The 6814-nt window shown below is 35.3% G+C and carries 7 protein-coding genes; 2 read left to right on the top strand and 5 right to left on the bottom strand.

The window, feature by feature from the left end:
• The first annotated feature begins 195 nt into the window (after positions 1-195).
• Entirely contained in the window at positions 196-1620 is a 1425-nt protein-coding gene (locus H5183_RS21975; RefSeq protein WP_220496362.1) for an AAA family ATPase, read from the top strand.
• A gap of 1 nt (position 1621) precedes the next feature.
• Positions 1622-2482, top strand: a complete 861-nt coding sequence (locus H5183_RS21215; RefSeq protein ID WP_182732659.1) for an HNH endonuclease — start codon at positions 1622-1624, stop codon at positions 2480-2482.
• Positions 2483-2501: 19 nt separating this feature from the next.
• Here the strand turns inward: H5183_RS21215 and H5183_RS21210 are convergent, their stop codons facing one another.
• From H5183_RS21210 to H5183_RS21645, 5 genes are all read right to left on the bottom strand, one after another.
• Positions 2502-3476: a transposase gene (locus H5183_RS21210; protein WP_182732658.1), complete on the bottom strand. Its 975-nt coding sequence runs from the start codon at positions 3474-3476 to the stop codon at positions 2502-2504.
• Positions 3477-3702: 226 nt separating this feature from the next.
• A complete protein-coding gene (locus H5183_RS21205; protein ID WP_121637937.1) occupies positions 3703-4386 on the bottom strand; it encodes a hypothetical protein in 684 nt (227 codons plus the stop codon).
• A gap of 3 nt (positions 4387-4389) precedes the next feature.
• Positions 4390-5463 (bottom strand): hypothetical protein, encoded by a 1074-nt coding sequence (locus tag H5183_RS21200; RefSeq protein ID WP_121637938.1) that lies wholly within the window; start codon positions 5461-5463, stop codon positions 4390-4392.
• On the bottom strand, positions 5460-6440 hold the full coding sequence (locus H5183_RS21195; RefSeq protein ID WP_182732657.1) for a hypothetical protein: 981 nt from the start codon (positions 6438-6440) through the stop codon (positions 5460-5462). Before H5183_RS21195 ends, H5183_RS21200 begins: the two co-directional genes overlap by 4 nt.
• 180 nt (positions 6441-6620) lie before the next feature.
• Positions 6621-6814 (bottom strand): hypothetical protein (locus tag H5183_RS21645; RefSeq protein ID WP_220496363.1); only part of this gene is annotated, 194 nt, incomplete at its 5' end.

Here is a 6814-nt window from a genome sequence, read left to right as displayed (position 1 = left end):
ATCAGCTAAAAGCAGAAACAAGCTTTAATAAAGGCATGCCCGCAAAACAGAAAAAAGCTATGCGCAGTACAGATTACCTTGAAAAGGTATTGAAATCATAGACTTTTTTCATGCTCTTGCCCTGGCAGATTGATAGCCTATTTATGTGAAGATAATTGGGATGACTACTATTTCAAAACAACATTTACGCTTATTGTGTTTGATGAAAATGGAAAGCAGCATAACCTTGGTAATGTAAAAATTGGTATCGTGGGCTTAGAAAAGGGCTGGGTCTCTGAACAGCTAGGTTATAACCCTTTCGGTCATTTTAATGATAATACATTTAGTCTAGGTCAAGACGAAGAGTACTATAAAAATATTAGAAGCCTACTAAGTGAAGCACTGGGTAATCAAATATTCGAAAAGCTAAATGATATAGCATATTCACGCAAAATCTTTGATATAGCATTTGATGAACCTGTTTTTAAAACATCGCTATTACGCTCAGTAAGTACTTCAGTCATTCACGGACAGTTCTCTAAAATAATTAAAGGTGAAGCACCATTATCTGAGTTCGATTTCTCATATAAAAAAGTGCAAACAGAGAAAAGTGCCCAAATAGACATAAGTTTTAAAGTAACTCCTGGCTCCTTGCCTTCAAGCAATATACACGTGTTGATTGGTCGTAACGGTGTCGGTAAGACAACTTTACTAAACAATATTGTGAAAACAGTTATTGATGATTCAGCCACTAAAGAAGAAGTTGGCGTGATGCTCTGTAAACAAAACCCCTGGCAAGAAATAAGACTTCCTAAAAATTATTTCAGTAGTATCTCTTCTGTTTCTTTCAGCGCATTTGACCCATTTATTCCTCCCCAAAATAGACCTGATCGAAGCTTAGGAACTTGTTATTTTTACATTGGTTTAAAGAAAAATGATGATACAAACTCAAAGGAATTGAAAGGTGATGAAGCTATAAGAAATGACTTTGTTGATAGTTTATTAGTTTGTTTCGCTTTACAGACCAAGAAGAAACGATGGCTACAAGCGATTAAAACGCTAGAATCTGATATTAACTTTGCAGAAATGGATCTCACTCGTTTAGGTGGTTTGGAAAATGTCAGTGAAGTTAAGAAGTCAGCATTAAATTTAGTAAGCCGAATGAGTTCAGGGCATACTATTGTTTTGCTTACCTTAACAAAGCTTATTGAAACAATAGAAGAAAAAACACTGGTATTAATTGATGAACCAGAGAGCCACCTGCATCCTCCATTACTTTCAGCATTTACAAGAGCTCTATCTGACTTACTAGTAGATCGGAATGCTGTTGCTATTATTGCTACCCACTCCCCGGTAATACTACAAGAAGTACCTAAAAGCTGCGTCTGGAAGTTAGAGAGAATGCGAAATGAAGGTGTTTCTTTTCGCCCTGAAAATGAAACTTTTGGTGAAAATGTCGGTGTTTTAACTCGCGAGGTATTTGGTTTAGAAGTTACTAAATCAGGTTTTCATGCATTGTTAATGGAGTCAGTTGAAGCAGGTAAAAGTTTTGATAAAATCGTAGACCTATACAAAGGACAAATAGGGTTTGAAGGTCAGGCAATTCTCAGAGCGTTAATTGCGAATAGAGAGGCCGATTAATATGCGAGCTATTCCGCCTCCCCAACTTACTTTTAATGATGTATTAAATACCTGTGTTGGTAGTATTAGCTGTCAAACACTCACGCAAAACATCAATGCTATCAACCCTCAACTAAATAATTCAGTTCAAGACTTTGATACGAAAGCGGCTACTGCTGACTTATTTCAAATACAAACCTTTACCGGTAATGATGACGCAGTAGTAACAGGTCAAGTAACTAAAGCAGAGCTTAAGGGACTTTATACATTCCATATGGTCCCTGCTAGAAAGCCTGCGAGACAGTATTATGATCAAATTATGATGCAAGCACCTTTGCGAATTTGTCCCTTTTGCGGATTTGGACAAGTTGATACTTTAGATCACTACTTACCCAAAGCAAAATTTCCATTGTTATCTATTCATCCTAATAACCTAGTTCCTAGTTGTACCCCTTGCAATAAAGGTAAAAATGCAGGAATAGCAACATCGAAGAATGAACAATGTTTACACCCATACTTTGACCTAGGTCACTTTATAAATGAACAATGGTTGTTTGCAGATGTCATTCAGACAACTCCTGCAACTATCAGGTATTTTGTGCGAGCACCAGGTCATTGGAATGCTTCCGATCAAGCTAGAGTAAATAGTCATTTTGACGACTTTAAGCTCGCTAACCGTTTTAGTATTCAAGCAGGCGATGAAATATCTAATTTAAGAGTTGAATTGGATATAGATTTTCAAATAAGCCAGCAAGCAGGTGTAGAGCAAGCTTTACTAAAAAAGCATACCGTAGCCTCGCTACAACATACAAACAGTTGGAAAACAGCAATGTATCAAGCACTAGCTGCAAGTAATTGGTATTGTAGCGGTGGCTTTAAATAGTTTAACTGTAGGGAAAGGGTCAAATCTTGACTTCACACATCAAACAATCTCGAAGTTTTTCGTATTGTAATTTAACCTTCTTATCTTCAATCATTAATGCATTTAATCTACCGACCGTTTTTGATATCGCCGAATAATGCTTAACATTAAAAATATCTGCTAATGCCTGCAAATTTAAACCAGTTAAATCTTGGCATAATTTAATAGCAAACCAACGGGGTAAATTTTTCTCTTTTCGCCCCTTTTTAACAATTACTATATCATCTACCTCAACACCAAAGTATTGAGTTAAGTAGGAGATTACATCATCTGCTGAGTACTTTTTAACAACAAGCTTACTTTCACTATTTGGTGATGCGATATGGTCTTTTATGTTTTCAATAAAGTCCTCACAGCCCAGAATCGACAATAACTTTTTAGCATTATAAAAAGCGCTTATTTCTTCACTGTTTTCAAATTCCACAAACTGCTTATAAGCTGCATATTTACGCTTTTTGCCTTGGAGCGAAAATATAAAATCTCGAACGAGCCATTTAGGCACCGCTACCCTTTTAATAAAAGCGGAATAGCTAGACCATTGATACTTAGCAAGGTCATCTACCAGCGGGGTGCTCGTTTCAATTGGATTACGATGAATATACCGACTAACATACAACAAGTAGTTATCAGCATCCACCAAAACCGCTTTATATCGCCCTCTAAACAGCGCACCGTCTGTGTTATGTGTTCGATTAAAGTATTGAGTATAAAGGCCATTAATATGCTTCATGGCTCGACCTAGATTAGCATCGGGGGTTTTGATGAGTAGGTGGTAGTGATTGGTCATTAAACAATATGAATGCACTTCAATATTAAAGCGAAGGCTTGCTTGCTCAATGCAATATAAAAAATACATAAAATCGTCATCGCTCAAAAAGGTATTTTCACGCCCTCTTCCACGATTCATCACATGATAAAACGCATTCTCATACTCTATTCGCAGCGGCCTAGACATAGCAATCAATTCAATAAGTAGTAAATTATAAATTTAGCCCATTGATGTATGAAGTCAAGATTTGACCCCTTTGGTTTTCTTTGGTTTTGACCCCTTTGGTTTTCAATGAAGGCCGGTTAGTAATTAACCGGCCCTTTCAAACATGAGGGTTCACTCAATTAAACAACCTCAAGAGCAACATCATTGTGGTCATTTGAGATCTATAGGGTCACCAATTAGATTTGCATTAATCAAGTATTTGAAGATTATGTTTGAATATTGGGTTAATAAGTTTTGCAAGCTTACCACTCATTATAATTTTATTAGAGCTATGAACTTCAATCGTTTCTCTTATCCCGTTAAAGTCGACAATTGCCTTAAATTTTTTTAACTTATGTTTAAGATCAGCAATTAGTAACTTTTTCTCGTAATCGTCAATCGATAATTTGCCTTTTACGGTTAGAGTACCAACAGCTTCTCGACTCAAAGCAATTTCAGATAATTCCATTTCTTTTACTTGGATAATAACAAGGCCTTTATTACGGAGATCAATCAATAAATCAGGCAAAATGAATTTAGGTCTATCAATAAACAGACTGTAATTAGTTACTTTATTTAATTCTGTTAGAAATGAACTAACGCATCTATCGGGATTTCTCATTTGTAATAAAATTGCATTTTCTTTCGAGATTTCGAAATTTATAATTTCATAAATTTTTCTTTGCTCAAAAGAATCATCACCAAAAGGGTTAACAAACTTTTGCGTAACAATCTTAGATTTAACATATTTTCCAGAAATGCAGTTTTTACTTATTGAATTAACTGTAAAACCTTGCTCTTTACTATCATCAAATCCCGCGTTTTTAATAGAGTCGGAAAGACTTTTAAAATCGCACATAGATTCGATTACATACCAGTAAAACCTTTCCATGATCTAGCCCTCATTTTTGCAAACTGTCTCCAACGCCAATTCTGCAGATAGCTCAAGCTTTTTATGAATATCCCTTTTTTCAGTATTACTAGCAGGTTGTAGCTTTTGGGTTATATCACCAGTTCGCTCACTATATCTATATAGTCCTCTAATCTGAAAAGCAAAACCGTCTTTAGTTTCAGGTCTTTTCAAGGAAGCTTCAAATGCAACCCGATCACCATTAGGTAACTTATCATCAGAAATCCACTGGACACTTGATATATGAAAGCCCCTATCATGCAAACTTTTGAGTTCTTTCGAAACAAGGACTTGTTTACCATTAAGCATAGCCTTTCGAATATGGCTTGCCTCCGCTTCTCCATCTTCTTCATCGGGGTGGTGTAGCCTAACACTTGAAACATCATTAAGCTGATAACCATCGACATTATTTATCAAAAGATTAAAAAATTTTGAAATTTGCAAACTATTCAAACCAATAAGACTCAGCTCTTTAATTTCTAAATCTTCTTTTGTCTCTTCAACTAAAGATTGTTTTAAAACAGCTAATAAATTTTCACCATATTCATTTGCTTGGCTTCTTACTGTATAACCATCAGCCTCTTTAACTACTTCGATTTGAGCTTTTTTTGTCTCTATTTGCCTAACTTCAGGTTTTGTTAAATCATGATCTTTATAGGTAACATCAAGTATAAAAATACCACCTTTTGTTGAGTGTACCTTTGCTTGGCAATCTGGTGAGGCATTAATGTTTGCACTCATTTTTTGGAGTGATTGCCTTACCGCTTCATCGTCAAGTTTAGAATCTTCAGTGCTTTTTATCGCACTCGAGGTAATGTTTTCTCTTTTAGGTTTTGTTGAAAGGCTTTCAGTTAGCTTTTGTCTATCATGATAGTCGAACAGGCTAGCTGATAAATAAAAAGCAATATCTTCTTTTTCAGTTTCTTGCGAAGCAAAAACGCCTTTTCTTTTTAAATAGCGGTGTAACTCTGGTTTAGTCATACCATGTTGGCAGAGGCCATCATAAATAGCCTTGTCATGATAAAAGTATAGGCTTGGGCCAAATCTTTTCCTTGTCATAGCTTATCCCTCCAACCTAAATCACCAATATTGTAATGGGCACTTTGCCTCGTGACTATTTCAGCCTTGATTAAATTTAGCTGCTTTTCTCTGGCTTCATCTAAAGACCAATCTTGCATATAACGATTTACACCATGTTTAAAATTAGTTTTTACGTTTTTTGAGATATTACTTGAAATAAACCTAAGGTTTACAGGTAAAGCTTCTGAAAGAATTTGATAGTGCGATAGCAAGTCAATTAAATAAACAAATTCGTCAATAGTATCGCCATTACGCTTGTAATAAATAACATACGACTCTTCATCTTTTAGGTTTTTATATTTAATAATAATTAAAGGACTAGATAATAGTTCAATTGTTGCTGGCTGTTCCCAAGTATCACCATGTTTAACCTTATGTTGGATCATATCTGGGTACCAAAAGCCATAATCAATAATTTGATTTTTTCCTTTTAGTATCTGAAAGTCACATGCTATCGCATAACAGTCTTTTATCTGTTCAGGACCGAAAACATGCACTTGCTGATCTTTAGCAATTTTTAAGCTTGCTGAGTTAATGCCGTCTAGTTGTTCATGAAAATCATTTGTGTAGCTATTGTCATGGTTATAAACGAATAAAAAACCTCTTATAACGTGGTCAAAATGATCACTAGGCTCAACATATTTAGCTTTCCACTCATCAGAAATATTCGCGCAATGCGTTGCAAGCGCTAAACTTTTCAAGGCAATTAAAACGCTGTTTTTATTGATTGTTCCGGCTGCATAACTTTTTAAATCGGTATTTAAATACACATACTTACCTAAATAAGGGTCTATGTAATAAAACACGCAATCACATGGGTGAGTTCTTTTATCATGTTCTTGTATTTGACAACCAAGATTTTGATCGAAAAATTCTTGTCTTTCCCACTTGAATACTGAAAATATTTCTTCTGATATTTGAGCCGCAGCTTCGGCGATATTAATAGTTTCTGCCATTTATTACTCCATTAGGGCATTACGGTTCCTAACCTAAATTTTATAATACATAGTAAACCGGAGAGGTACTTATCAGTAAATTTTACTTATATTCTATCCTACCTCAATTCCCTATCCAAAAAAAGCATTCACTTATTTACATCAACATTTTAAAACTAAATCAATGCATTACGCGTAAAATCAACAATTAAAAATAGGAAGATATAGTAAAAGTGCTAGGTCAGGTCTTGCATCCATCCAAGACCAAACACCAATCTCACGTTTAACACCCTCCCCCGTCATCACGCCCTGAAAATAAGCAATTGATGAGTAATTCATTTCATGGATGAAATGAAAGCCATGCTTGCACATGGATGTGCTTTCATGGCGTTTAC

This window comes from Pseudoalteromonas sp. SR44-8 (assembly GCF_014163635.1).
GTDB lineage: Bacteria > Pseudomonadota > Gammaproteobacteria > Enterobacterales > Alteromonadaceae > Pseudoalteromonas > Pseudoalteromonas rhizosphaerae.
This window is presented reverse-complemented; position numbering and strand designations above follow the sequence as displayed.